The 25,278-nt window shown below is 32.8% G+C and carries 19 protein-coding genes; 16 read left to right on the top strand and 3 right to left on the bottom strand.

Annotated elements, in window-relative coordinates:
* Window positions 1–46 precede the first annotated feature (46 nt).
* Window positions 47–3,364: a chemotaxis protein CheB gene (locus QLS31_RS10080; protein ID WP_282743746.1), complete on the bottom strand. Its 3,318-nt coding sequence runs from the start codon at window positions 3,362–3,364 to the stop codon at window positions 47–49.
* A 482-nt stretch (window positions 3,365–3,846) separates the two neighbouring features.
* The gene (locus tag QLS31_RS10075; protein ID WP_282743745.1) at window positions 3,847–9,891 is read right to left on the bottom strand and encodes a PAS domain S-box protein; all 6,045 of its coding nucleotides are present in this window, start codon (window positions 9,889–9,891) and stop codon (window positions 3,847–3,849) included.
* Window positions 9,892–10,507: 616 nt separating this feature from the next.
* Between QLS31_RS10075 and QLS31_RS10070 the strand changes: the two genes are divergently transcribed.
* From QLS31_RS10070 to QLS31_RS09995, 16 genes are all read left to right on the top strand, one after another.
* Window positions 10,508–10,963 carry a MarR family transcriptional regulator gene (locus QLS31_RS10070; protein WP_282743744.1) on the top strand — a complete coding sequence of 152 codons (456 nt, stop codon included), beginning with the start codon at window positions 10,508–10,510 and terminating at the stop codon, window positions 10,961–10,963.
* Window positions 10,964–10,975: 12 nt separating this feature from the next.
* Window positions 10,976–11,608 carry an NAD(P)H-dependent oxidoreductase gene (locus tag QLS31_RS10065; protein WP_282743743.1) on the top strand — a complete coding sequence of 211 codons (633 nt, stop codon included), beginning with the start codon at window positions 10,976–10,978 and terminating at the stop codon, window positions 11,606–11,608.
* A 41-nt stretch (window positions 11,609–11,649) separates the two neighbouring features.
* Window positions 11,650–12,219, top strand: a complete 570-nt coding sequence (locus QLS31_RS10060; protein ID WP_282743742.1) for a YceI family protein — start codon at window positions 11,650–11,652, stop codon at window positions 12,217–12,219.
* 372 nt (window positions 12,220–12,591) lie between these two features.
* Window positions 12,592–13,869, top strand: coding sequence for a hypothetical protein (locus QLS31_RS10055; RefSeq protein WP_282743741.1), 1,278 nt, complete (start codon window positions 12,592–12,594; stop codon window positions 13,867–13,869).
* Window positions 13,870–14,270: 401 nt separating this feature from the next.
* Window positions 14,271–15,671: an anthranilate synthase component I family protein gene (locus QLS31_RS10050; protein ID WP_282743740.1), complete on the top strand. Its 1,401-nt coding sequence runs from the start codon at window positions 14,271–14,273 to the stop codon at window positions 15,669–15,671.
* A 94-nt stretch (window positions 15,672–15,765) separates the two neighbouring features.
* Window positions 15,766–16,332, top strand: coding sequence for an aminodeoxychorismate/anthranilate synthase component II (locus QLS31_RS10045; protein WP_099715806.1), 567 nt, complete (start codon window positions 15,766–15,768; stop codon window positions 16,330–16,332).
* A gap of 73 nt (window positions 16,333–16,405) precedes the next feature.
* Window positions 16,406–17,398, top strand: coding sequence for an anthranilate phosphoribosyltransferase (gene trpD / locus QLS31_RS10040; RefSeq protein ID WP_282743739.1), 993 nt, complete (start codon window positions 16,406–16,408; stop codon window positions 17,396–17,398).
* Between the two features lie 102 nt (window positions 17,399–17,500).
* Window positions 17,501–18,280, top strand: coding sequence for an indole-3-glycerol phosphate synthase TrpC (trpC, locus tag QLS31_RS10035; protein ID WP_282743737.1), 780 nt, complete (start codon window positions 17,501–17,503; stop codon window positions 18,278–18,280).
* 2 nt (window positions 18,281–18,282) lie between these two features.
* Window positions 18,283–18,939 (top strand): phosphoribosylanthranilate isomerase, encoded by a 657-nt coding sequence (locus tag QLS31_RS10030; RefSeq protein ID WP_282743736.1) that lies wholly within the window; start codon window positions 18,283–18,285, stop codon window positions 18,937–18,939.
* A 4-nt stretch (window positions 18,940–18,943) separates the two neighbouring features.
* On the top strand, window positions 18,944–20,125 hold the full coding sequence (gene trpB / locus QLS31_RS10025; protein ID WP_282712060.1) for a tryptophan synthase subunit beta: 1,182 nt from the start codon (window positions 18,944–18,946) through the stop codon (window positions 20,123–20,125).
* A 129-nt stretch (window positions 20,126–20,254) separates the two neighbouring features.
* A complete protein-coding gene (locus tag QLS31_RS10020; RefSeq protein WP_282743734.1) occupies window positions 20,255–20,572 on the top strand; it encodes a gamma-glutamylcyclotransferase family protein in 318 nt (105 codons plus the stop codon).
* A 122-nt stretch (window positions 20,573–20,694) separates the two neighbouring features.
* A complete protein-coding gene (gene trpA / locus QLS31_RS10015; RefSeq protein WP_282743733.1) occupies window positions 20,695–21,456 on the top strand; it encodes a tryptophan synthase subunit alpha in 762 nt (253 codons plus the stop codon).
* A gap of 239 nt (window positions 21,457–21,695) precedes the next feature.
* On the top strand, window positions 21,696–22,325 hold the full coding sequence (locus tag QLS31_RS10010; RefSeq protein WP_282743732.1) for a DUF4468 domain-containing protein: 630 nt from the start codon (window positions 21,696–21,698) through the stop codon (window positions 22,323–22,325).
* A 160-nt stretch (window positions 22,326–22,485) separates the two neighbouring features.
* The gene (locus tag QLS31_RS10005) at window positions 22,486–22,950 is read left to right on the top strand and encodes a hypothetical protein (RefSeq protein WP_282743731.1); all 465 of its coding nucleotides are present in this window, start codon (window positions 22,486–22,488) and stop codon (window positions 22,948–22,950) included.
* Window positions 22,951–23,118: 168 nt separating this feature from the next.
* The gene (locus QLS31_RS10000; RefSeq protein WP_282743730.1) at window positions 23,119–23,718 is read left to right on the top strand and encodes a transposase; all 600 of its coding nucleotides are present in this window, start codon (window positions 23,119–23,121) and stop codon (window positions 23,716–23,718) included.
* A 306-nt stretch (window positions 23,719–24,024) separates the two neighbouring features.
* On the top strand, window positions 24,025–24,540 hold the full coding sequence (locus tag QLS31_RS09995; protein ID WP_282743729.1) for a GNAT family N-acetyltransferase: 516 nt from the start codon (window positions 24,025–24,027) through the stop codon (window positions 24,538–24,540).
* Window positions 24,541–24,659: 119 nt separating this feature from the next.
* Here QLS31_RS09995 and QLS31_RS09990 read toward each other — a convergent pair whose 3' ends face one another.
* The gene (locus QLS31_RS09990; RefSeq protein ID WP_099715818.1) at window positions 24,660–25,217 is read right to left on the bottom strand and encodes a DUF4494 domain-containing protein; all 558 of its coding nucleotides are present in this window, start codon (window positions 25,215–25,217) and stop codon (window positions 24,660–24,662) included.
* Between the last annotated feature and the right edge of the window lie 61 nt (window positions 25,218–25,278).

The raw sequence follows: 25,278 nt of genomic DNA, 5'->3' as shown, positions 1-25,278 counted from the left end.
CTTTTATTCTTGTTTACAATTGGAAATTATATGCTCATTACATTTTTTACACTGGAACTTCATGTATAAAAATTTGAATATTTTTTTGTTTACCAATAAAATACATCGTACTAACCAGTTCAATATTGATATTTTTCTTAGATGCCGTTTCAATTTTCATATAACGAGAACTAAACTTTTTTTTCTGACTTAATTCTATAAATTTTTCTTTGTTTAGGATATTATCTTTAAAAAAATTAACTGACCAGATTTCTTTTCCAATAAAATCTTCTTTGGAAAAGCCTGTTAAATCTGCTAAAAAAGGATTGATTGCATTTATTTTCCCCGTTTCGGCATCAACAAATAAAACACCATCATTAACCGATTCAAACAAGTGCTCATATCGTGTTTCAGTATTCTCCAATGCATCTTGTACAAAAACACGATCCGAAATATCCCGGATAATACATTGAATTACTTTTTTATTATTGACCAGATAAACATTGCTTACAAACTCAACATTTATTTTTTTTCCCTTAGCTGTCTCTAGTGGTAAATTTTCATAACGGACAAACTCTTTTTTTTGCAATTCTGAAAACTTGTCTTTATTGGCTACAAAATCTTTCAAAGAACCTATTTCCCAAATAGATTTTTCAATTAATTGTTCATGAGAATACTCTAAAATATCTTCCAAAAACGGATTTACGTCCATTATCTTTCCTGTTTCAAAATCAAGAATCAAAATTCCATCTTTAGCTGATTCAAATAAACGACGGTATTGATTTTCCATCTTAAGAGATTCTTCGGCAAGTTTTGCAGTTGTGATATCAGTAAAAGTAATAACGATTCCATCAATACGATCGTCCAGCGTACGATAGGGCATTATCCTTACATAATAATACCTTCCACCATCTTTTGTTACGACTTCTTTTTGAACAGAAGTCAATGTTTTAATCACTTCAAGAGAATTGCTTACCATATCAGGATAGTTCAAATCACAGACTAAATCTGTAAAAGGTCTTCCAGTATCTGTGAGTCTTAATTTAAATATTTTGGTCACCGGATCTGTAAATCTGCGGATATTCAATTCCTTATCCAAGAAAAGAGTGGCAATTTCAGTACTGTTGAGCAGGTTTTTCATATCGTTATTGGCCTGTTCAAAATCGATTAATTTACTTTGAAGTTCTGTATTAACCGTTTGCAACTCTTCATTTAAACTTTGTAATTCTTCCTTAGAAGTGGTTAGTTCTTCATTTGTAGATTGCAGTTCTTCATTAGTGGATTGTAATTCTTCATTAGTGGATTTCAATTCCTCCTGCGAGGTTTGCATCTCTTCACGAATGCTGTTCAAATCCTCATTACATCGCATCAATTCAGCTTCGAGTTCTTTCTGTTTTCCGGAAACATGTTGCTTTTTTTGTTTTGGAAAACCTATTTCTGATTCTGAATTTACAAGTACATCATTAAAAACCAACAGAATCATCCCTTTAATAGCCTCTGGACTTTCAATTTGTTGAACCGTTAAATTTACAAAGTGAAATTTTCCATCCTCCACTATTTTGATATTATCAATTTTTACAGGACTAAAACTTTCTAAAGCTTTTCGAAAAGCTCCCGGTAATTCATTTATTAAACCTTCACGCGCCATGGCATGCACATTCCAGTTGGCTTTACCGGCAACAGGCTCCAAGTATTTCCCTGTTCTTCCGGTAATATAAATAATATCTCCTTTACTATTAACTAATACGCTTGCTGGTGAAAAACGTTGAAGTAAAATTTGGTCTGTAAGAGTTTGTATGTTTTCAACAACCTTAGTTTCTTTCATAGTATCAGTAGTTAATCTTTTTGTTTGTGGAAAGGAGCTTGGAAAGTTAGTAAATTCAGGCGCTACAGATTTTGAGGTACGTTTAAAAATTTTTAATTTAGAATCAATTACTTCAAATCCATTTACACTGCTATTTATCGTTTCTGCTGTTCCAAGTACCATTATACCACCTGGATTAAGACTATAATTAAATAGCGTTATTAATTTATTTTGCAATTGTGGCTCCATGTATATCAACATGTTACGACAAGTTAACATATCTAGTTTTGTAAAAGGAGGATCTTTAATAATATCATGCGGTGCAAATACAATCAGTTCTCTGATGGATGTATTCACGCGATATCCTGATTTTTCAATACTAAAAAACGTACTGATTCGCTCCGGAGAAATCTCTTTTGTAATACTGGACGGAAAAATACCTTTTCTCGCTTTTTCTATGGCAACTAAATCTAAGTCAGTCGCAAAAATCTGGAGTTTAATATTTTTTTGTTTTCTGATTTTTTCTAAAGCTTCCTCAAAAACAATCGCCAGAGAATACGCTTCCTCACCAGTGGAACAAGCCGAAACCCAAACCCGAATGGTATATCCATTTGGTAATTCTTTCAGTAGATTTGGAATAATATCTTCTTTAAGCTTGTCCCAAACTGCGGTATCGCGAAAAAAACTTGTTACGCCAATTAATAATTCTCTAAAAAGTAATTCTACCTCTTTTGGATTTTCTTGTAAAAAACGAACGTAGGATTGTATTTTATCAATTTGATGTACTCCTTTCCTCCTTTCGATGCGGCGCATCAAAGTGTTTTTTTTATACATGGAAAAATCATGTCCTGACTGTTCCCGCAGTAGAATTATAATCTTATCGATGCTACTTTTACTTTTAATAAGTATTTCTGAATCGGAATTTATTTTAGGAAAATATTTGAGTAAAGCAATTAGTTTTGCTGGTAATTCTTCAACTGGAGCAACAACATCTGCTATAACGGCATCAATTGCATTGCTTGGCATGCTATTGAATTTTGCCGAGGCTGGATCTTGAACAAGCACAATCCCATTTTTTTCTTTGATAGCTTTAAGTCCTAAGCTACCGTCAGATCCCATTCCGGAAAGAATGATTCCTATACTTTTCTCCATGCGGTCCAATGCCAATGACCTGAAAAAAACATCTACTGGCAATCGCAAGCCACGAGATTCTACAGGATCAAACAAATGTAGTTTCCTATTTAATATTGATAAACTTTTATTAGGAGGAATTACATATACAGTGTTTTGTTTTACTTTGAGTGAATCAGTTGCCTGCAAAACTTTCATTAGCGTCATCCTTTGCAACAACTGAGGCATAATTCCAATATGTGTAGGATCAAGATGTTGAATAACCACAAAAGCCAAACCAGTGTTGTTTGGCATATTTTTAAAAAACAATTCTAATGCCTCAAGTCCGCCTGCTGATGCTCCAATACCAATTATTGGAAAATCACTGTTATCGGCAATAGACAAGCTTGAATTTGGTTTCAAATCAAGAATTTCGCCTCCTCCTTGGCTGATTTGATCATTTTTTATCATCTCGAAATTAGAATTTCTCTATCTTATTATTAGTTGAGTCGGATTGTTGTTTCAATAATTATACTTTTAACTTTGATTACTATTGAACGGCAGGTTTATTATTTTTTTTAAATTTCACCTTTTGCAAAAGTAAAAATGATTACAAAACTTGCTACAAATAACTTAAAAATCATTTTAATTTAACAATTGTTTATTCTTTTTTAAAATAAATTAAATTTCAAAACCTATATCAATTACATATTTCAATGTTTTTTGAGACTATATTATTGTTAATTAAAATATTTAACTAAAATAGCCCGTAAAATACGTTAAATATAATAAAAAAATATTTTTTTTACAAGTAAACACAAACCTAAATAATTAAACATTACATAAAAAGGAGAAAAATCGCATTACTTTACAGGGTCCTAAAAAAATTAAATTTCATAAAAAAAGGTGAACTTTAATGAACACCTTATTTTATGAAATTAAAAAAAATAGAATTAATTCTTAATCAGCCATTTGAATAATACTTTTTCCAAATCCAATTGAATAATAGGTTTAGGTAAATAATCATTCATTCCGGCTTCAAGACATTTTTCTTTATCTCCAACCATTATTCCTGCAGTAATCGCGATTATTGGAATATTTTCAGAATCTTTTAACTGTCTAATTTCGTCTGTTGCTTCGTATCCATTTTTATTTGGCATTTGAATGTCCATTAAAATTACATCCGGCAATTCTTTTTTATAAAGCTCAACAGCCTCATTACCATCCTTAGCTTCAAAAATAATACAATTAGAGATGATTCTTTTTACCAATGTTTTAGCTAAAAGCATATTAATCTTATTATCCTCAACTATTAAAACCTTATGACCACTCAAAGTATTTACTCGTACAATGGCATCCGCTTGAATCGTTTTAGCGAATAATGCATCTGAATTTTTTTTGTGATTTGCCTTTTTGAATTTAATGACAAAGAAGAAATCACTTCCATCACCATATTTACTGATTAATTGCAACTTACTGTCCATCAAGGCTAATAACTGATTTGAAATTGCCAACCCCAATCCGGTACCGCCAAATTTTCTATTGGTGGAATTATCTTCCTGAACGAATGAATTGAATATTTTCTCGTTATTGTCTGTTTTTATTCCTACTCCGGTATCTTTTACAGAAAACTTTATGGTTGACCATTTTTTATTTGAAACCTCTATCTCATTAATATCCAATCTTATCTCACCAAAATTGGTAAACTTTATAGAATTACTTAATAGATTTACCAATATCTGTTTCAATCGCACTGAATCAGCAAGAATATATTGTGGAACACTTTTACCAATATCAAGTTTTAAATCTATCTTTTTTTGGTTTGCTTGAGATTTAAATAAATCGATGACCTGATTTGTCAATTTAAAAAGATTTACTTCTTCAATATCTAACTCTAATTTCCCAGATTCAATTTTAGAAAAATCTAAAACATCATTAACAATTTCCATCAATGATGTTGCTGATTCATTGACGGTAGTCATGTATTCTGCCTGGTTTTTTTTCAAATCTGATTTCATCAACAAATGAGTAAAACCAATTATACCGTTTAATGGAGTTCGTATTTCATGACTCATATTGGCAAGGAAATCTGTTTTTGCTTTATTAGCACTTTCTGCTTGTTCTTTGGCATTTATGAGTTCCGTTTCCATTATTTTTTGCTCTGTGATATCAATAAAACTGATTACAATTTCATTAATTTTACCACTAGCATCAATATCAGGAAATCCATTAATTAAAAGCCATACAATGTCTTTATTTATAGGACGATTGACACCAACTTTTAAATTTTTAATAGCGCTCTTATTAGCTACAATTTGGTTTACAGGATAATTTTCAAACTGCATTACAGAGTTGTCTTCATTCAAAAACTTCCAGGACGGATCAAAGGCGGTAATACCCTTCATTTGATCATCTGTTAAACCCAATAATTCGGAAGCCTTTTGATTGCTTACAATTATTGAAGTATCTAATGAATGGACAACAATACCAGCATCTAGATTATTTAACAAACCACGGTATCTTTCCTCACTTTTAAAAAGAGCATAATCAGATTGTTTTGCATTGGTAATATCCCTGGAAAGACAAATAAAATGTATATCATGATCCATGCTTTCCTGCATAGGTGCCACAGAAAGTTCAAACCAGTGCAAACCGGTTTCTAATTGTAATGAATACTGTCTTCCTGCTGAAAATCCTTTTTCTGAAGCTTCCTGTATAGCAGACAGACACAAATTTGCGGCATCGGAAGGTAATATTTCTGTAAAGTTTTTTCCTAAAAATAGATTGGCTGGCATTACCAATAAATCATCTCGACGAGAATGGTAGTTAAAAATTTCACCTTTCAAATCTACTTCAAACAACAAATCCGGAATGGCACCAAGTATAGCTTCCAGTTTTTTATGCATTTTCTTAAACTCGTCGTCTATTTTCTTACGTTCGCTGACATCTCTTACAATAGCTACTATTCGCCCGTCACCAATCATTTTAGCCGTAATTTCTACAGAAATAAATGATCGATTCTTGTGAAGCATCTTGCGTTCAATCAAGGTTTGTTCACCATTCAGCAATTCTTTATACATTATAGGTCTGGTAGCAAGCTCCTCTTCGGTATATAAGTCTATCAAGTTTTTTGTACACAATTCCTCTTTGGTATATCCCAGCATAACGCAGGCACTTTCATTTACCTCGAGTAAATTTCCGGAAATATCATTAATAAAAATAGCATCGGAGGCTTGTTCTATTAAGCTTTTATATTTTTCCTCACTGTTAAATAGCTGCTCTTTTATATTTCTCAATTCTGTAATTTCAGTCATGGAACCTATAAAACGTTTTGCTATTCCTAATTCATCTCTAATAATCAATGCACGGTCGTAAAAATAGCCATAACTACCATCTCCTTTTTGAAAACGAAATTCATCTGACCATACAGTAGCACTACCAGCATAGGTTTCTTCAAGTTTATTAATAACTCTTTCCTTATCATCAGGGTGAAGCCTAGAGCGCCATATTAATTTATTATCAATTGTAGTTGACTCATCATTATTACCAAAATTAAAAAGTTCCATAAATGCTTTATTATTCCAACTTTGCCCAGTCAACAAATCAACTTCAGCTAGTGCATCGTTAGTGGCAACCGAAATCATCTCAAATCTTTCGTTTGCATTTTTAATTTGTCGCTCTACTTTTTTGATTTCAGTTAAATCTAAACCCATTCCTAATATGCATTTTTCCCCTTCATATTCTATGGTTAGTGAATTAATATAATACGGAATTTTAATTTTTGATTTTGTATAAAATTCAACTTCAATTCCCGGTAATTTACTTGTAATTTCCTTTTGGTTATTTTCTAATACCGTTTTAATTCTTTTTGCAACTTTTTCTTTTTCATCTTCATCAAAAAAATCAAGGGGGTTCATTTTAGTTATCTCCTCACTATTATAACCGGTTGCTTCTTCAAAATTTTTGTTCCATTTTATAAACTTATGTGATTCATTGTAGAGATAAGAAATACCGGGAAGATTGTTGATTATTGTTTCTGAGAGCTGCTTTTCCTTTAAAATCAGATCTGCTGCAATTTTACGTTCTGTAATATCAGTTGTTGTACCTATGTAGCCCACAACCTCATTTTTTGTGTTTTTCTCCGGAATAGCTTGTCCCATTACCCAAGAAATTGATCCGTCAGGACGAACAAATCGAAATTCTGATAAGGAAATTTCCTGATTATAAGTTGCATTTTCCCAGTTATTAGACAATGCTTTTTTATCATCATCATGTACAGCAGTGAGCCAACCATCCCCTAAAGCCTGCTCATAAGACAAACCCGAAATTTGACACCAACGGGGATTAACATAAGTGGTGTATCCATTTATATCCGTACGGAAAATTCCCACAGGCGATACTTCCGTAAGTGTATGATAACGCTCTTGACTTTCAAAAACGGCCTCTTCTGCTCTTTTACGCAAGGCTTCTTTTTCGAAATTTTCAAGTGCAAAAGCAACATCACCTGTGGCTTCTTCCAATAATGCAATTTCTTCGGAATCAAAAAAGTTTTTCTCACCGGCATAAAAAGAAAAAACACCAATTACTTTTCCGAATTTTTTTATTGGCACCGCAATCAAAGAAAAATAGTCTCGTTCTAGAGCCTCTTCTTTCCAAAGCAGCATCATTGGATCATTTTCAATATCATTGCATACCACATGTCTTGCTTCCCTAATGGCAATTCCACAAGGACCTTTGCCCTGAGGTACATCTTCTATTGAAATCATTTTTATTTTAGTAAGATACCCACTATCTTCACCAGACATCATTCTGGGAATTAGTTTTTTAGCATTTTCATCTACTAAGCCAATCCAGGCCAACTTAAACTTCCCTAATTCAACAGCTATTGTACAAGCCTCTTTAAAAAGAGTTTCTTCATCAGTTGTGCGAACAATCATTTGATTGATCTGGCTAATAAATAAATACAGTCGATTTGCTTTAATAAGTTTTTGTTCGGCCAAAACACTTTCGGTGATATCCGTAATGATTCCATGACAAATGACTGTTCCTTCTGGTTCAACCACGGGCAAAGAGTTCACTTCATGCCATACCAAACCTTTTATAGGATGGTTGTAACGGTATTTAGCTTTGAGAGGAATTAATTTTGTTTTAGTTGTAATAATACTTTTCATAACAAAATCTACATCTTCGGGATGAATGAAATTAAAAATTTTATCTGCATCATTCTCAATCTCTTCAAAAGTAAAACCATAAATTTCCTCAATAGCATTACTGGCATAAGGATAGCATAAACTGCCATCTTTGTTTTGACGCATGGAATAGATTAATCCAGGCGAAGTTTCGGCAATTTTAGAAAATTTATCTCTTTCACCGTTAAGTAGTTCTTGCGCCTTTTTTGTCTCCGTAACGTCTCGCATGTTTGTTACAATACCAGCTATTTCAGGATCATGCAACAAATTATTAACAAAACCTTCCATCCAGATATAATGCCCTTTTTTATGTTTCACCTGAAGTGAAATAGGAATAGGAACACCCGGATTTGAAATCGCATCCTGCACAAACTTTTGAACATTTGCAAGATGGTCCGGATGAACAAAATCGATTACTGATATTATTTCAAACTCATCATGAGACCAACCTGTAATTCTCTTTCCTGATTCACTTCTAAAAAGAACATTTAACTTTTCATCCACTAATGAAACAATATCTTGATTATTTTCTAATAGGGCTTTAAAACGTCTTTCATTTTTGGCAATTTTGTCTTTTACTTTTTTACTTTCAGTAATGTCTTTTGCAAAACCTAAATACCTGTTATCTGACAGTTTTACAGCTTCAACTGACCACCATCTAATTTCACCTTCTTTATGAACTGCCTTAATTTCTTTTTTTGCTATTCCATTATTCAAAAGATTTTGAAATTCTTTAAAGTAATCTTGCACAGATTCCACAGAAGAAAGATCACCAAACTTCATCGTTAACAGTTCCTCTTTAGAATAACCCGTTAACAGGGTAGCTGCAGGGTTCACATCCAAATAATGCCCTTTTTCATCTAATACAAAAACTCCATCTGGTGCAGATTCTATATAATTCTTAAACTTAGCATTGCTTTCTTCTTCAATTAATTGTAGTTTATAATCAACTTCTGCTTTCTCATCAGCTTTAACTGCTACCTCAATTTGTTTTTTTAAGGTAAAATCCTGGGTATTACCTCTGATTCCATATACGTTCCCATTATCATCCAACAGGGGGAAAACAGTTTGACTAAACCACTTTACTTTTTTATTAGAAAAAGTGGCACTTTGTTCTATTTCAAAAGGTTTTATATCAATCATTAATTGCGTTATTTTTTTTTGAAATAACGTTTTATCTTCTTGAGAGAAATTATTCAAATATTCTTGGAATAAATCTTGATCTTTCTTCTTTTCAAGTTCAAAAATAGCGTACAATTCATTAGACCAAAGTATTTCTTTAGTTCTAAAATTGAATTCCCAAGTACCCATTTTTGCATTCTTTTGCGCATGATTTAATAAGTTTTCACTTTTAATTAATTTCTCTTGGGTATTTCTTATTTCCGAAATATCTTTACCAATTGCATAAATATTTTCAGAAGAAATAAGGCTTGCAGTCCATTGAATAGTAACAAATTCGCCGTTTTTTTTTAGGAATCTATTCTCATAATTTATTGATGGTATACCAGTAGAAAGTTTTTCAATCTCTTTTAACGATCTTTCAAGATCATCAGGGTGCAAAAGATGCAGTAACGAATTATTGAGTAATTCTTCTTTTGAATATCCCAAAATGGCAACAAAAGCGGGATTTATCTCTTTGAAAAAAGCGTCAATTCCAACAATGCAGACTAAATCAGCAGACTCTTCAATAAAAAACTTAAAAGTAGCTAATGATTCTGCTTTTTTTTGTAATTGATCGATTTCTAACTCCTTTTCTTTTAATTTATTAAGCAGATCGGTATAGGTAGGTTTTGCTTCTTTCATGCTCATAAAATTCAAATATTAATCAATATTATTACAACTTTTAAATATAATAAAAATCCCTCAACAATTAACATACTATTTAACAACTGTTTATAACGTTTCAATTTATAAATGTACGCAATTGGTATAAATATAAATATAAACGTTAATTCGGGTGTTTTTTTGTGCAGTAAAACGGAACAAAAAATACAGCGAATCTTTTTTGAAATTTTCTTATTCTAGATACGATTTCCTATAAATCACTCAAACTGACGAAAAATTATCATAAAAAATTAATTACACCCAACTGGTTATAAATATAATTAAAATCAATCTCTTTACTCTATTTGGTTGCCGAGATTTATGAAATAAATTATACGCTTTGGTTAAATTTGGTATAAAAATTTAGAATCTGTTACCAATATGATTGAAAGCCGAAACATTTGTTTCGATTTTTTTATGTAAAATATCAAAAAAAAAAAATCATAAGCTATTGGTTTTTAAAAACTTAAATTATTTTAATTCACTAAAAAACACACATTTACAAAAACTTAAAATAATTTTAACAAAAAAATAACTAACATTTGTATATACAAATAAAAAATATATTACATTTGTACCAACAAATTACATATATACAAATATGAAAATTGAGGAAATAATAAAATCAACTGTACCTATGGATAATTCGAAAAAAATTATTCTGAACGTTCTGTATACGCAAAACGTGATAACAGATAATTTTAATGAATTATTAAAACCTTATGACCTATCCGGTGAACAATATAATGTTTTACGCATATTAAGAGGCCAAAAAGGAAACCCGGCAAACATGTGCGTAATTCAAGAACGAATGTTGGCCAAGACGAGTAACACAACTCGATTAGTAGATAAATTACTGCTGAAAGATTTTGTAACCCGAAAAGTCTGCCCAGAAAACAGACGAAAAATAGAAGTCCTGATTACACAAAAAGGACTGGATGTTTTAAAAGAATTAGATCCAAAAGTAATTGCACACGAAGAGTTTTTTTCAAAAAACTTAAATACTGAAGAAATAGATCAATTAAATCAATTATTAGAAAAATATAGAAATCAATAAATAAAACACATTATGAGTACTTTCCTAGAAAATCAAAATTGGAGATATGCAACAAAGAAATTTGATGCAACAAAAAAAATAACTACAGAAGATTTAAATACTTTAAAAGAAGCCATTCGTTTGAGTTCTTCATCTTATGGATTACAACCGTATAAGGTTATTATCGTTGAAAATCCAGAATTAAGAGCAAATCTTCAACCAGCGGCATGGGGACAATCTCAAATTGTAGATGCATCACACTTGATCATTTTTGCGAATGAAACTAAACTTGATGAGGTAGCTATAGATGAGTATATTAAAAACATAAGCCTTATCAGAAATACTCCAATTGAAGCTTTAGCAGGTTATGGTGACTTTATGAAGTCTAAAATCACTTCTCTTACAGAGGAAGAAAAAAATATTTGGACAGCAAAACAAACTTATTTAGCTTTGGGAAATCTATTGAATGTAGCAGCAGAACTTAAGATTGATGCTACTCCAATGGAAGGTTTTGTTCCTGCTCAGGTTAATGAAATACTAGGGCTTGACAAATTAGGATTGAACGCAACTCTAATCGCAACTCTAGGGTACAGACATGATGAAGACGCTACACAACATTATAAAAAAGTCAGAAAATCAAACGAAGACTTATTCATTACATTATAAATAACTAATTCAAATATTAATCTAAATTCAAATTCAAACACATGAAAAATTTCAAAACAATCGCATTGGCATTAGTAGTAGTTTTATCTACTTTATCAGTAACAGCACAAACTAAAAAAGTTGATGCTACAAAAAGCTCTATCAACTGGACTGGGAAAAAAGTAACTGGACAACATGAAGGTACAATCAATCTTAAAGATGGTGCATTAGTTTTCAAAGGAAAAAAATTAGTTGGTGGTACATTCAATGTAGACATGAATTCAATTGTAGTTACTGACTTAAAAGCAGGTCAAGGTAAAGAAAAACTAGAAGGTCACTTGAAAGCTGATGACTTTTTTGGAACTGACAAATTTGCAACAGCAACTTTAGTTTTCAAAAAATTAGTTACTAAAGCTCCTAATGCATACACTGTAACTGGAGATTTAACAATTAAAGGGATAACTAAACCAGTTACTTTTGATTTAACTACAACTGCTAATACAGCTACAACTAATGTAAAAATTGACAGAACAAAATACGATATTAAATATGGTTCTGGAAGTTTCTTTGACAGCTTAGGAGACAAAGCAATCAATGATGATTTCAATTTAGCTGTAGACTTGAAATTCTAATTTCATCTCAGAAAAAATATCTTAAAACCCTAACTAGCAATTGTTGGGGTTTAATTAAAATCAAGCCCTTGTGTAAAACAAGGGCTTTTTTTATTTAAAAATCTAACCTAAAAAACAGAATGAATTTGGTTTAGAAATAATAGAATTTTAGATTTTAACTCTTGATTTAGCAGTGATATTAAAATTTACATAATAGATTCTATAGTAACATATCGTTAATATTCAATGATTATTCAGTTAACACATACTGTCTATTTTTGAAAAATAAAGGATACAACTTTATAATGAATACTATGTTTTTGTTAACCAAAAAACATAATGTAAATCCCCGTAAACAAATATCCTTCAATATTTCATTGATAAAATTTAATTATGAAAAGAACATTACTTATTTCTATAATCTGTTTGCTAAATGGCATAACTATAAATGCCCAACAAATAAAAGGGATTATTGGGGACACCAATTGGATGGGAAACTGGACTAATTTTAGACCTACAGCCGCAGAATATCCAGAGACTACAAACATCTTGACCGGCATTATCGATGGTGACCTTACACTGTATAAAAAAAACACTTACCGATTAATTGGGGTTGTATACATAACAAACAATGCTGTATTAACCATTGAGCCCGGAACTGTTATACGTGGTGATGTAGAAACATGCGGTACACTGGTTATATCAAAAGGTTCAAAAATAATGGCCGAAGGTGAACAAACAGATCCCATTGTTTTTACTTCCAATAGAGAAATTTCAGCCAGAAAACCTGGAGATTGGGGTGGCATTATTATAATGGGAGAAGCTCCAATAAATAGAATTGGCGGAGTCGGATTTTTGGAATTTAATTTAGATCCAATGGTAAATCATTACGGTGGACAAAATCAGGACAGCAATTCCGGTATATTAAAATATGTACGCATCGAATTCTCAGGAAGAAAACTCAATGCTCTCAAAGAACTTAATGGCTTGTCCTTAGCAGGTGTTGGTCGAAAAACTAAATTTAATTTTATTCAAATCAGTTATTCTAATGATGATTCTTATGAATGTTATGGCGGAGATGTAAATTTTGATAATATCATATCATTTAGGGCAACTGATGATGATTTTGATTTTACACAAGGCGCACAATGCAATATTAGCAATAGTCTCGCAATTCGTTATCCGTATTCATCCGATATTTCTGGTTCCAGATGTATTGAAATAGACTCTTTTGATAAAATTGAAAACACAGATATAACTAAAAAACTAACCAAAATAACTGCTACAAATATTACTTTGGCAAATTTAGAAGAAAACAATCAAGGCTTGGTTCGGGAAGCTATTTACATTAAAGATAAAAGTTATTTTAGTTTAAATAACAGTGTCGTTTCAGGATTTAAAAGCTGCATTTTATTAGAAGGTAAAATAGCTAATCTCTCAGCTAATTTGGCTAAAATTAATTTACAAACTGTACTCATTAATAATTGCGATGGAGGGATTCAGAGCGAAATACCTGCTTATGATGCCGAAATAAAAAATTGTTACAACAATAAATCCTTTTCTATTGAATATTCTAAAACAAGTCATTTGGCACTGTTTAAAGAGTCCAATCCTAAAAAAACGTTTGATTTTAGAACAAAAGCAGAACCCATACTAGTCAGTGATAATTAAAGTCTAACGTGCAATCAATTTTTGAATGGTCAAATTATCATAATTTCAATAATCCTGAGATGAAGCATCCCTTTTTTCAATAAGCTTAATATGATTTTTTGACGTTTGATTTTCATAAATTACAACCTATAAATTTATTTAACAAAAAATCTTTAATTTTTAAGTTTTTTAACGCGTTATATTTTTGAATAATCGAAATTCATTTCTACATTTGTTGCAACAAAATAAAACATGAAAACAATTTTAAACAATACTTGGTGGTGGAACAATTTACGTCAGTCGTCGTGAACAAAGCTTCCTATAGTATTATTAAACTATAAATATAAAAGGCTTGTCATCACGACAAGCCTTTTTTTTATGCTTCCTTTATTCGCTATCCAATAATATTAAAAAATTATATTTTGAAACCGTACTTACTAAATACAAATTACAAACAAATCCTTGCAGATACTATTACTCCTGTAAGTGTATATCTCAAAATTCGTGATAAATTTCCCAATAGTTTATTACTGGAAAGTAGTGATTATCATGGGAATGACAACAGTTTTTCATACATCTGTTGCAACCCGATTGCTTCAATAAAAATAGAAAACGAAATCATCCATAAGACTTTTCCCGACGGTAGTTTTGAGAAAATTACAATTGATTACACTACTGATATTCCAGCAGTAATTCAAGAATTTTCAGGTCAATTTAAATCAGAGAAAAACGATTTCAAATTCATCAATAATGGACTTTTTGGATATATTTCATATGATGCCGTTCGTTATTTCGAAAAAGTGTCAATTGCCAAAAAAGAAAATAGCAATACCATTCCCGATGTGTATTATGCCGTGTACCAAAATATAATTGCCATCAATCATTTCAAAAATCAAGCGTATATTTTCTGTCACAGTTTGGATGGGAAAAATAACATTTCAGAAATCGAACAATTATTACAATCCCGAAATATTGCTTCTTATAAATTCTTTAAAGAAGGCGAAGGTTTCTCGAATCTAACTGATGAAGAATTCAAACATAATGTGGCTTTGGCCAAAAAGCATTGCTTTAGAGGTGATGTGTTCCAATTGGTTTTATCCAGAAGGTTTACCCAAGGCTTCAAAGGCGATGAGTTTAATGTGTACAGAGCGTTGAGAAGCATCAATCCATCTCCTTACCTATTCTTTTTTGATTACGGGGATTTTAAAATATTTGGTTCTTCACCCGAAGCCCAAATTATTGTCAAAAACCGCAAAGCCGAAATTCATCCTATTGCAGGAACTTTCAAACGAACGGGTGATGATGAAAAAGACGCCATTCTTGCCAAGCAATTATCTGAGGATAAGAAAGAGAATAGTGAGCATGTGATGTTAGTCGATTTAGCCAGAAATGATTTAAGCCGAAACGGTCATAATGTCAATGTAGAGAAATACAGAGAAGTGCAGTTTTTCTCGCATGTAATTCACTTGGTTTCAAAAGTTACCGGACATTTACATGAAAAAGCCTCTACGATGCAGGTTGTAGCCGATACTTTTCCAGCAGGAACATTGAGCGGTGCTCCCAAACACAGAGCGATGCAACTGATTGAAGAGTATGAAAAAACCAATAGAAATTTCTACGGAGGCGCGATTGGTTTTATGGATTTTGAAGGCAATTTTAATCACGCCATTATGATTCGGACTTTCCTGAGTAAAAATCACCAATTACATTCTCAAGCGGGAGCCGGGATTGTCGCCAGTTCAGATGAAGAAAGCGAAATGCAGGAAGTATACAATAAATTGAGAGCACTAAATGCAGCTTTGGATTTAGCGGAGACAATATAAAATAATTTAAAGATTCAATAATTTAAGAATTTAAAGATTGCTGAAACACTCGAATTTTTCAATCTTTTAATCTTTTAATTTTTCAATAATAAAAATGAAAAAAATACTAGTCATAGACAATTACGATAGTTTCACTTATAATTTAGTGCATTATCTGGAAGATTTAGATTGCGAGGTAACCGTTTATAGAAACGATGAATTTGACATTGACGAAATAGCAATCTTCGACAAAATTCTTCTTTCTCCGGGACCTGGAATTCCGGATGAAGCAGGATTACTGAAAGAGGTAATCCGAAAATATGGGCCTACCAAAAGTATTTTTGGAGTATGTCTGGGACAACAAGCTATAGGCGAAGTATATGGAGGAACGCTTTCAAACTTAGATAAAGTATATCATGGTGTTGCCACCAATGTAAAAACAGCAGTAAATGATGAGCTTTTATTCGAAGGGTTAGGAAGTGAGTTTGAAGTAGGTCGTTACCATTCTTGGGTGGTAGACACCAATTTACCTGATGTTCTTGAAGCGACTTCATTCGACGAAAACGGACAAGTTATGTCATTGCGACACAAAACCTATGATGTACGCGGTGTACAATTTCATCCTGAAAGTGTTTTAACTCCAAACGGGAAAAAGATATTAGAAAATTGGGTGAAAAATTAGTCATAAAGTCAAATGTCATATTGTCGAAAGACTTTAAGACCTTGAACTTTCAACTTTAAGACAAATAATAAAAATGAAAAACATATTAAACAGATTAATCAATCACGAAATGCTTTCTCAAGAAGAAGCAAAAGAGGTATTGGTTAATATATCAAACGGGAGTTACAACACGAGCCAAATTGCTTCTTTTCTGACCGTTTATATGATGCGCAGCATAAGCATAGATGAACTTGCGGGTTTTCGGGAAGCATTGTTAGAATTGTGTATTCGCGTGGATTTATCCGCTTACAATACTATTGATTTGTGCGGAACCGGTGGTGATGGAAAAGATACTTTCAATATCTCAACTTTGGCTTCATTTGTAGCTGCCGGAGCTGGAATAAAAGTGGCAAAACACGGAAATTACGGTGTTTCATCGATTTCCGGATCTAGTAATGTGATGGAAAAAATGGGAATCAAGTTCAGTAATGATACTGATTTCTTGGAAAAATGCATGGACAAAGCCGGAATTTGTGTTTTGCACGCTCCTTTATTTCACCCTGCAATGAAAAATGTAGGACCAATCCGAAAAGAATTAGCTGTAAAAACGTTCTTCAATATGTTGGGACCAATGGTTAATCCATCATTTCCACAAAATCAGTTGGTTGGTGTTTTCAACTTAGAACTGGCCAGAATGTATGCGTATTTGTACCAAAACACAAATACTAATTTCACTATCCTGCATTCGCTTGACGGTTATGACGAAGTTTCCTTGACGGGTCCTACAAAAACAATTACCAGTTCCATGGAAGGAATGCTTCATCCGGAAGATTTTGGTGTTCGTCATTTGCTGCAAAGCGAAATCGAAGGAGGAACAACCATCGAAGAATCGGCTCAAATGTTTACCGATATTATTTCGGGAAAAGGAAATGAAGCCCAGAATAATGTGGTTTGTGCCAATGCTGCAATGGCAATTGCTACCGTTACAAAATGTTCTCCCTTAGAAGGATTTCAAATAGCGAAAGAAAGTTTATTATCCGGAAAAGGACTTGTAGCTTTGAAAACATTACAAGAATTGAGTAAATAAAATAGTTTAAAGTTTAAGGTTTAAAGTTCTGAAAATGAATAATTACAAATAATGAACAACTTTAAACGTTAAACAAAGAAAACGTTAAACAAAGAATTAAGAATGAACATTTTAGATAAAATCATAGTTGACAAAAAAAGAGAAGTCGTTCTCAAGAAATCAATCATTCCCGTTTCACAATTGGAAGCTTCAGTTTTCTTTGAAAAAAAGACTATTTCTTTAAGCAACAATTTAAGAAACAGTACATCAGGAATTATTGCGGAGCATAAACGCCGTTCGCCATCCAAAGCAGAAATCAATTATAGCTTTACGGTGGAAGAAGTAACTAAAGGCTATGAAAATGCTGGTGCTTGCGGTATTTCGGTATTGACAGATGGAAAATATTTTGGTGGTTCGTTAGACGATTTACTTTTAGCAAGAGCCACAGTAAATATTCCATTATTGCGTAAAGAATTCATTGTTGATGAATACCAAATATTAGAAGCCAAAGCACATGGAGCCGATTTAATTTTACTAATTGCAGCGGTTTTAACGAGAGACGAAATCAAATCATTATCTGAATTTGCCAAAGGTCTAGGATTAGAAGTTTTACTGGAAGTCCACAATCAGGAAGAATTGGAAAAATCGATTATGCCCACTTTAGACATGATTGGTGTAAACAACAGAAACCTAAAAACATTCGAAGTGAGTTTGGATTTCAGCAAGCAATTGGCAGCACAAATCCCAAATGATTTTGTAAAAGTTTCTGAAAGCGGAATTTCATCCATCGAAGCTATTAATGAATTAAAACCTTTTGGTTACAAAGGATTCTTAATTGGAGAAAACTTTATGAAAACGGATAATGCCGGTAAAGCAGCAACGGAATTTATATCAAAACTATAAAGATGAAACTCAAAATCTGCGGCATGAAATATCCTGATAATATACTTGAAGTAGGTTCGCTCCTACCCGATTATATGGGATTTATATTTTGGGAGAAATCAGCTCGTTATTTTGACGGTGTGATTCCAAGTTTACCAAAATCGCTTAAAAAAGTGGGCGTTTTTGTCAATGAAAACACCGAAGTTATTTTGGCGAAAGCCCAGAAATATGATTTACAAGCCATTCAATTGCACGGACAGGAATCAGTTGCATTTTGTCAGGATTTGAGAGAGAATCTGAAACAAGTCCAGATTGAAATTATCAAAGTATTCTCTGTTGATGACGCTTTTGATTTTGAAGTACTCAAACCGTTTGAAGCCGTTTGTGATTATTTTCTTTTTGATACCAAAGGAAAATTACCAGGCGGAAACGGAACCACATTTGACTGGAAAGTATTAGAAAAGTACCCGTCGAGCAAACCGTTTTTCCTGAGTGGCGGAATCGGAATGGAGGAAATGGAAGCGGTGAAAGAAATTTTAAAAACCAATTTACCCCTTTACGCCATTGATGTAAACAGTAAATTTGAAATAGAACCGGGATTAAAAAACATAGAATTATGTAAAAATATACGTAGAGACGCACTGCAGTGCATCTCTACCGATAACAAAATAAAAAAATAAAATTATGTCATACAACGTTAACGAAAAAGGCTATTACGGAGAATTTGGAGGCGCCTTCATTCCTGAAATGTTATATCCAAATGTGGAAGAATTACGTCAAAATTATTTAAAAATTACAGCTGAACCAGAATTCCAAGCTGAATTTGATGCTTTGCTAAAAGAATATGTAGGTCGTCCTACACCACTCTATTTTGCAAAACGCTTATCAGAACAGTATAACACTAAAATCTACTTAAAAAGAGAAGATTTATGTCACACTGGTGCGCACAAAGTCAACAACACCATTGGGCAAATTTTATTAGCAAAACGTTTGGGCAAAAAAAGAATCATTGCCGAAACCGGTGCTGGTCAACATGGAGTTGCAACAGCTACAGTTTGCGCGTTAATGGGATTGGAATGCATCGTTTATATGGGAGAAATCGACATCAAACGTCAGGCGCCCAATGTGGCCCGCATGAAAATGTTGGGTGCCGAAGTTCGTCCGGCAATGTCAGGTTCAAAAACCTTAAAAGATGCTACTAATGAAGCCATTCGCGATTGGATCAACAACCCTATTGACACCTATTATATCATTGGATCTGTCGTGGGACCGCATCCTTATCCAGATATGGTAGCGCGTTTCCAAAGTGTTATTTCAAAGGAAATCAAAGAACAATTGCTGGAAAAAGAAGGTCGTGAAAATCCGGATTATGTGATTGCTTGCGTAGGTGGCGGAAGCAATGCTGCCGGGACGTACTATCATTTTCTAGATAACGAAGACGTTACTATTATTGCGGTCGAAGCAGCAGGATTGGGTGTAGATTCAGGCGAAAGTGCCGCAACTTCTGCCTTAGGGAAAGTAGGTGTTATTCACGGTAGTAAAACCTTGTTGATGCAAACTACGGATGGCCAAATCACCGAGCCCTATTCCATCTCGGCAGGACTAGATTATCCGGGCGTAGGTCCTATGCACGCTAATTTATTTGCAACAGGAAGAGCACAATTCATTTCCATTACAGATGACCAAGCTATGCAATGGGGAATCAAATTATCTCAAATGGAAGGACTCATTCCCGCCATTGAAAGTGCGCATGCCTTTGCTGTTTTGGACGAAATGAAATTCAAACCAGAGGATATTGTAGTCATCAATCTTTCCGGTCGCGGTGACAAAGATTTGAATACGTATATTGATTATTTTAAACTATAACAAAAGCATAATTTGGGCGTTCCCAAAGGGTCGGGCTGTCCGCTATATCTTTTTCATGGCAGAAAAAGCCATAAAAAAGGATGCCGCTTCCATCCCTAACGCAGACAAATAACTAGAAAAACACTATTTATGGAACAGCTATTCTCTTACGGTACATTGCAGTCAAAAGAAATTCAGATGCAGGTTTTTAATAAACTATTAAGCGGAACTGAGGACAAGCTTTTAGGATACAAACTAAAAGATTTTCAAATAGAAGAAGAATTTGGAATGGAAGATTATTTTGTAGCCATTCCAAGTGCAAATCCTTCGGATGCAATAAATGGTATCGCTTTTACTGTAACCAACGAAGATCTCATAAAAGCAGATCAATTCGAATCTAATGCGTATAAAAGAATTCAAATAACATTGCAATCTGGACTAACGGCCTGGATTTATATTGAAAGTTAATAATCCAGAAAAATAGTTCCGATTTAAACAACCTACTAGCTTTCTAAAACCAAATTTTGAATACAAAATTAATACCCACAAGGTTATGGAAACCTAGCAGGAATAAATAAAATTATATTAAAATGAACAGAATAAATCAAAAATTACAAGAAGACAAAAAGATACTTTCCATCTATTTCTCTGCGGGATATCCTAACTTAAATGATACCGTACAAATTATACAGGATTTAGAAAAAAATGGTGTGGACATGATTGAAATTGGATTGCCTTTCAGCGATCCATTGGCTGATGGACCTACGATTCAAGCCAGTTCAACCCAAGCGTTGCATAACGGAATGACCACACAAGTGTTGTTTGACCAATTAAAAGACATTCGCAAAACGGTTGCTATTCCTTTAGTGATTATGGGGTATTTCAACCCAATGTTGCAATACGGAATAGAGAATTTCTGCCAGAAATGTGCGGAGATTGGAATTGACGGATTAATCATTCCTGATCTTCCCGTTGATGTCTATGCCGATGAATACAAAGCTACTTTCGAAAAATACGGATTGAAAAATATATTCTTGATTACGCCACAAACTTCTGACGAGCGCATCCATTTTATTGACAGCGTATCTGATGGTTTTATTTATATGGTAAGTTCCGCCAGTGTTACGGGGTCGCAAACTGGTTTTGGAAGTGTTCAAGAAGATTATTTCAAACGCATTGCAGGAATGAATCTAAAAAATCCTCAAGTAATTGGTTTTGGAATCAACAACAAGGAAACTTTTAACCAAGCCACTCAATTTGCCAAAGGCGCGATTATAGGTAGTGCTTTCATCGCACATTTAACCGAAAACGGAACCGGAAAAATTGAAGAGTTTGTGAAAGCGATTCGATAAAACAACTTCTTTTATATAAATATTAAACGGCGTTTAAATGAACTTTAAGCGCCGTTTTTTTATGTTCATACTTTATCAAATACTAGAATAATTTGTAAGGTTATTTTCATACATTAGCAAATTAATAGTAGGGCATTTATCAGCTCTATCTACTCAAAAATAGGGCTGTATGTCGAACGCAATAAGGCACATCCATAAGTTGGCAGATATTTAAAAAACGAAAAAAAAAAATTAAAACTATGAGAAAATTTATTTTATTAATGTTGTTTATAACAACAATATCAAATGCGCAAGAATATAAATTAGAGGAAAAAACAATAGCAGGTACTTTTGAAGTAAAAGAAAAAACAAAATCAGAAATTTTTTCTTCAATTAACAAATGGATTTCTATAAATTATAATTCGTCGAAAAATGTAATTCAAATGAACGATTTAGAATCAGGAACCATAATAATTAAAGGTATAAATGAAGTAAAATTTAAAAATCCAGGCAAAGTTCTAAATCCTAAAATTGCAACTGAATTTTCTACTATGAAATTCAATCACTTAATTGAGATAAACATAAAGGATAATAAATATCGAATTATCTATAAATTAATTCAAATTGCAACAGATGATTATGGATACAACGATATGACAATGAATTGTATTAATTTGAATGGAAACAGAGCCGATCAAGTTCAAATATATATTGACGCTATGGAAAAAAATCTCAAAAAAGGATTAATCGGAAAAGAGAAAAAAGAATCATTCATAGCAGAAACTAGACTATCATTCGATGAAATAAATACTAATTTAATAAATGATATGAAATCTACAATGTTGTCTGTAGAAAAAAGCGTTTCAAATACGTCAAAAGAAGGTTGGTAAGTAATAAAAAATATCTGAAAACACACGTTTCAATCGATTTGCGGATTTAGTGGAATTATCATTTTAATCGTATTTTCTTTTAGCCAAAAATACTCTGCTATTAACTCACTAGCCATTCCAAGCGCCAGAACATTGGCAAACAGTTTAGAGAACCAGAAAAATGGAAAACAAGGAACAAATATTATACAAATACTTAGACATCATAATAATTGAGTCGGAAATTGCCGAACAAAACAATTCTATGAATATTTTAAATGAAAAATACTTAGACTCATCAATCGAAAGCGAAAAATTCTTTAGAATTACTGATGGAGCTGTAACTTTAGGTGCTAAACTCGGATACCTTAAATACATATCTAAAGAACCCGATTGGTTTGAATTAACTGAAAAAGGAATTTTGGCCAAATCAAAAGGCGGGTATTTTAAATATTTAGAATTCATAGAAAAAAAAGAATTAGAAAGAATTAAACCAACAATTATTGCTGAAAATTATATTGCCGGAAATAATCACGGAATTCAATCGTCAAAAAGTAATTTTATTAAACCTGTAATACAAAATGCTAACAAAATAACTAAAACTAAACCTCCTAAAAAATCCTCCCCGCTCCGCAAAGTGTTCTTCTAAAAAATAAATTTCTCGTAAATGCTGCGCAAATGTCTCTGACTTTGCGCAATTTTATGAACTTATCATTAAAACTAAAAAAGCCATAAAGTCTCTGACTTTCATCGTCTTAAATTTAAAAACACAAACAAGTCATTAAAATCGTTATTTTTATAGTAAAAATACGTCAAGATGAAAGAAGGCTATGTAATTCGGGATCAGACTTTACCACATTATATAACAGCAACTGTTGTCGATTGGATAGATATTTTTACCAGGCAAACTTACAGAGATAGTATAATAGAATCTTTGGATTACTGCATAAAAAACAAAGGAATGATTTTGTATGGTTATGTTATTATGAGCAATCACATTCATTTAATTATTCAATCTGAGGATGGGAAATTATCAGATTTGATAAGAGATTTCAAAAAATTCACTGCGAAAAACATTTTGGATAAAATCCAAGCTGTACCAGAAAGCCGAAAAGAATGGATGCTAGAACGCTTCAAACTAGCAGCAGAAAAGCATACAAGAAACAAAAATTATCAATTTTGGCAATACGGTAATCATGCAGAAGAAATTTATACAAATAAATTTATGTGGTCTAAATTAGATTACATTCATCTGAATCCAGTAAGAGCCGGTTTAGTTGAAAAGGCTTCACACTATATTTATTCCAGCGCAAGCAATTACATAAATGATTCCGGATTATTAAAAATAGAAAAAGCAGATAATTCAATCATCAATGTTTTAGATTCGAATGCTTTTGTAAAATACAATCAGCAATGAAATAGTACAAAAGTCAGAGACTTTTATGATACTACCTAATTTAAACAGATGCTGAAAATTACGCAAAGTCAGAGACATTTGCGCAGCATACACAACAAACACTTCGGAAAGCAAGGTTATTTACTCTTAATTAGTGTTCACGAGCGGGACGCTCGCGCTAGCATTCACAACATATAATGTGAAAAGCTAGATTGAAAATACTCTTCTAAAAAATAAATACATCCTGTAATTTGAATTTGCAAAACTTAAAGTTTGTTTTGTACTTTTAAAGCCTATTCGTTAACCGAAAAAATTTAAATTACAAGAATGAATTATCACTTTAGAAAAGCGGAACTATCTGAAATAGCTCCGGTATGGGAAATTTTACAACAAGCTATACAACGCAGAAAAGAAGATGGGAGTACCCAATGGCAAGACGGTTATCCAAATCCAGAAGTCATACAAAAAGACATTGAAAAAGGAGAAGGATTTGTTTTGGCAGACGGAGAAACAATCATCGGTTACAGTGCCGTACTTATCAATGACGAACCTGCCTATGAGAAAATTGAAGGAAAGTGGCTGACGAATGATGATTTTGTTGTCATGCACCGCGTAGCCATTTCGGAGAAGTACTTGGGTAAAGGCTTGGCTAAAATGATTCTCAAATACATTGAAGAATTTGCGGTAAACAACAACATTTACAGCATAAAAGCAGACACTAATTTTGACAATCCCGCTATGATGAAAATTTTTGAAAGTTCGGGTTATACGTATTGTGGAGAAGTATATTTTAGAGGAAGTCCTAGAAAAGCTTACGAAAAAGTCTTAGCGAAACTAGACTAATTGAAATTATGAAAAACTTAGGGTTACAATTAAAAAACCGCAAATTCGCAGATAAAAATAGTTGGTAACTGTTTCTATACGATGCGAATTTGCGGTGTTTTTTTTGAGAACAACTTATCTTAAACTGCAACTTCTTCTTCTGGAACCGTTTCAAATTCCATGTGATCCACAATTTCTACTGCTGCTTCCGGTTTAGAACCTTTAAGCGCATTGAATCGTTCTAATTGTTCCAGTTCCCCTTCTTCCCCACTGAAATAAGGAAAAACATCCATAATAGGTGATTCTGAAATAGCAGGAATGGTATAATCGCCCATCGTACCTTTCATCACACTAGTGGTGTTATCATAGGCCTCTTTTACATCATTAGCCTGCACTAATAAATACATATTGGTCTTTCGTTCTTTACCGCTTTCTTCGTCATACGCTAGTAATGAAACTTTAGATCTAAACCAACGATCCGCATTTTCGAAAGGATGAATCTCAGCATAATTAGCCACTTTTATATTGGTGATTTTGAATTCTTCACTGATATACGCCGACATTTCTTCATTGATTCTGCTTTCGGCTTCTGTGTAGGATAACGCGTCTACCAAATACGGTTCTGTCGTAATCTTTTGTCCGCCAGTTTCATCCGTTTTTCTATATTTTACCTTGCATTCGTACCAAATTGTGCTCATCTCTTTTTTTTTAAGGATGTCAAAGATAGATTTTAGAGCTTAAAAAAAGCAGCATTACTAA

Origin of the sequence: Flavobacterium sp. XS2P24 (assembly GCF_030010285.1) — a bacterium.
In the GTDB taxonomy this organism is placed as follows: domain Bacteria; phylum Bacteroidota; class Bacteroidia; order Flavobacteriales; family Flavobacteriaceae; genus Flavobacterium; species Flavobacterium algoritolerans.
Note: the sequence above shows the minus strand (reverse complement) of the source record. Positions and strands in the feature narration are given on the sequence as shown.

Coding starts and splice junctions, on each gene's coding strand:
- QLS31_RS10080 (WP_282743746.1), bottom strand. CDS start 3,364: ATGATAAAAAATGATCAAATCAGCCAAGGAGGAGGCGAAATTCTTGAT.
- QLS31_RS10075 (WP_282743745.1), bottom strand. CDS start 9,891: ATGAGCATGAAAGAAGCAAAACCTACCTATACCGATCTGCTTAATAAA.
- QLS31_RS10070 (WP_282743744.1), top strand. CDS start 10,508: ATGAAAATTGAGGAAATAATAAAATCAACTGTACCTATGGATAATTCG.
- QLS31_RS10065 (WP_282743743.1), top strand. CDS start 10,976: ATGAGTACTTTCCTAGAAAATCAAAATTGGAGATATGCAACAAAGAAA.
- QLS31_RS10060 (WP_282743742.1), top strand. CDS start 11,650: ATGAAAAATTTCAAAACAATCGCATTGGCATTAGTAGTAGTTTTATCT.
- QLS31_RS10055 (WP_282743741.1), top strand. CDS start 12,592: ATGAAAAGAACATTACTTATTTCTATAATCTGTTTGCTAAATGGCATA.
- QLS31_RS10045 (WP_099715806.1), top strand. CDS start 15,766: ATGAAAAAAATACTAGTCATAGACAATTACGATAGTTTCACTTATAAT.
- trpD (WP_282743739.1), top strand. CDS start 16,406: ATGAAAAACATATTAAACAGATTAATCAATCACGAAATGCTTTCTCAA.
- trpC (WP_282743737.1), top strand. CDS start 17,501: ATGAACATTTTAGATAAAATCATAGTTGACAAAAAAAGAGAAGTCGTT.
- QLS31_RS10030 (WP_282743736.1), top strand. CDS start 18,283: ATGAAACTCAAAATCTGCGGCATGAAATATCCTGATAATATACTTGAA.
- trpB (WP_282712060.1), top strand. CDS start 18,944: ATGTCATACAACGTTAACGAAAAAGGCTATTACGGAGAATTTGGAGGC.
- QLS31_RS10020 (WP_282743734.1), top strand. CDS start 20,255: ATGGAACAGCTATTCTCTTACGGTACATTGCAGTCAAAAGAAATTCAG.
- trpA (WP_282743733.1), top strand. CDS start 20,695: ATGAACAGAATAAATCAAAAATTACAAGAAGACAAAAAGATACTTTCC.
- QLS31_RS10010 (WP_282743732.1), top strand. CDS start 21,696: ATGAGAAAATTTATTTTATTAATGTTGTTTATAACAACAATATCAAAT.
- QLS31_RS10005 (WP_282743731.1), top strand. CDS start 22,486: ATGGAAAACAAGGAACAAATATTATACAAATACTTAGACATCATAATA.
- QLS31_RS10000 (WP_282743730.1), top strand. CDS start 23,119: ATGAAAGAAGGCTATGTAATTCGGGATCAGACTTTACCACATTATATA.
- QLS31_RS09995 (WP_282743729.1), top strand. CDS start 24,025: ATGAATTATCACTTTAGAAAAGCGGAACTATCTGAAATAGCTCCGGTA.
- QLS31_RS09990 (WP_099715818.1), bottom strand. CDS start 25,217: ATGAGCACAATTTGGTACGAATGCAAGGTAAAATATAGAAAAACGGAT.